This is a genomic window from Streptomyces sp. NPDC051664, from assembly GCF_044453545.1.
Taxonomy (GTDB): Bacteria; Actinomycetota; Actinomycetes; order Streptomycetales; family Streptomycetaceae; genus Streptomyces.
In genome coordinates this window covers 1-1820 of sequence record NZ_JBITCU010000111.1, presented here as the reverse complement: position 1 = coordinate 1820, position 1820 = coordinate 1, and the positions used below count along the sequence as shown (strand labels likewise).

The following is a 1820-nucleotide window of genomic DNA, read 5'->3' as shown; positions in this document are numbered from 1 at the left end:
GTAGGAGAGCCGGCGTGAGCTTGAGGATCGTTGTCTGTGTGAAGTACGTGCCCGACGCCACCGGTGACCGGCATTTCGCCGATGATCTGACGCTGGACCGTGAGGATGTCGACGGTCTGTTGTCGGAGTTGGATGAGTACGCGGTGGAGCAGGCGCTGCAGATCGCGGACGAGGCGGATGATGCGGAGATCACTGTGTTGACGGTGGGTCCGGAGGATGCCAAGGATGCGTTGCGCAAGGCGTTGTCGATGGGTGCGGACAGGGCCGTTCATGTCGAGGACGACGATCTGCACGGTTCGGATGTGATCGGTACGTCGTTGGTGCTGGCGAAGGCGATCGAGAAGACGGGTTACGACCTGGTCGTGTGTGGGATGGCGTCGACGGACGGGACGATGGGTGTGCTGCCGGCGGTGCTGGCGGAGCGTCTGGGTGTTCCGCAGGTGACGTTGTTGTCGGAGGTGAAGGTCGAGGGCGGCGCGGTGACCGGGCGTCGTGACGGTGACAGTGCGTCGGAGCAGTTGCAGGCGTCGTTGCCGGCGGTGGTGTCGGTGACGGACCAGTCGGGTGAGGCGCGTTACCCGTCGTTCAAGGGGATCATGGCGGCGAAGAAGAAGCCGGTCGAGTCTTTGGATCTGGGGGATCTGGAGATCGATGCGGACGAGGTCGGTCTGGCGGGTGCGTGGTCCGCGGTGGACTCCGCGGCGCAGCGTCCGGCTCGCACGGCGGGCACGATCGTCAAGGACGAGGGTGAGGGCGGTAAGCAGCTCGCCGGGTTCCTCGCGGGTCAGAAGTTCATCTAGGACCGGGTGTTTTGTCCGTTCCTCGTTCCTTCGTCAGTTGCAGGAGATTGAAGTCCCATGGCTGAAGTTCTCGTCTATGTCGACCACGTGGACGGTGCCGTCCGCAAGCCCACGCTGGAGCTTTTGACGCTGGCGCGTCGGATCGGTGAGCCGGTCGCTGTCGCGCTGGGTGCCGGTGCGGCCGAGACCGCGTCGGTGCTGGCTGAGCACGGTGCGGTGAAGGTCCTCGCCGCGGAGGCCCCCGAGTTCGCCGACTACCTGGTCGTGCCGAAGGTGGATGCGCTGCAGGCTGCGGTCGAGGCGGTGTCCCCGGCCGCGGTGCTGGTGCCGTCCTCCGCGGAGGGCAAGGAGATCGCCGCCCGCCTCGCGGTCCGGATCGGTTCCGGCATCATCACCGATGCCGTGGATCTGGAGGCCGGTGAGCAGGGTCCGGTGGCGACGCAGTCCGCGTTCGCGGCGTCGTTCAGCACGAAGTCCCGTGTTTCCAGGGGGACCCCGGTCATCACGGTGAAGCCGAACTCGGCGCCGGTCGAGGCGGCCCCGGCCGCGGGTGCGGTCGAGGCCCTGCCCGTGAGCTTCTCGGCGCAGGCCACCGGTACGAAGGTGCTGTCGCGGACCCCGCGTGAGTCGACCGGGCGTCCGGAGCTGACCGAGGCCGCGATCGTGGTCTCCGGTGGCCGTGGTGTCAACGGTGCGGAGAACTTCGCGATCATCGAGGCGCTCGCCGACTCGCTCGGTGCGGCGGTCGGTGCCTCGCGTGCCGCGGTCGACGCCGGCTGGTACCCGCACTCCAACCAGGTCGGCCAGACCGGCAAGTCGGTGTCCCCGCAGCTGTACATCGCGTCGGGTATCTCCGGCGCGATCCAGCACCGGGCCGGGATGCAGACCTCGAAGACCATCGTCGCGATCAACAAGGACTCCGAGGCCCCGATCTTCGACCTCGTCGACTACGGCGTCGTCGGCGACCTCTTCCAGGTCGTCCCCCAGCTCACCGACGAGGTCAACACCCGCAAGGGCTGA

Annotated in this window: 2 protein-coding genes; both read left to right on the top strand. The window is 67.4% G+C overall.

Annotated features, from left to right (window positions below):
- Window positions 1–14: 14 nt before the first annotated feature.
- Window positions 15–800, top strand: a complete 786-nt coding sequence (locus ACIA8E_RS41865) for an electron transfer flavoprotein subunit beta/FixA family protein (protein ID WP_399307344.1) — start codon at window positions 15–17, stop codon at window positions 798–800.
- Between the two features lie 57 nt (window positions 801–857).
- Window positions 858–1820 (top strand): electron transfer flavoprotein subunit alpha/FixB family protein, encoded by a 963-nt coding sequence (locus ACIA8E_RS41860; protein WP_399307342.1) that lies wholly within the window; start codon window positions 858–860, stop codon window positions 1818–1820.

Coding starts and splice junctions, on each gene's coding strand:
- ACIA8E_RS41860 (WP_399307342.1), top strand. CDS start 858: ATGGCTGAAGTTCTCGTCTATGTCGACCACGTGGACGGTGCCGTCCGC.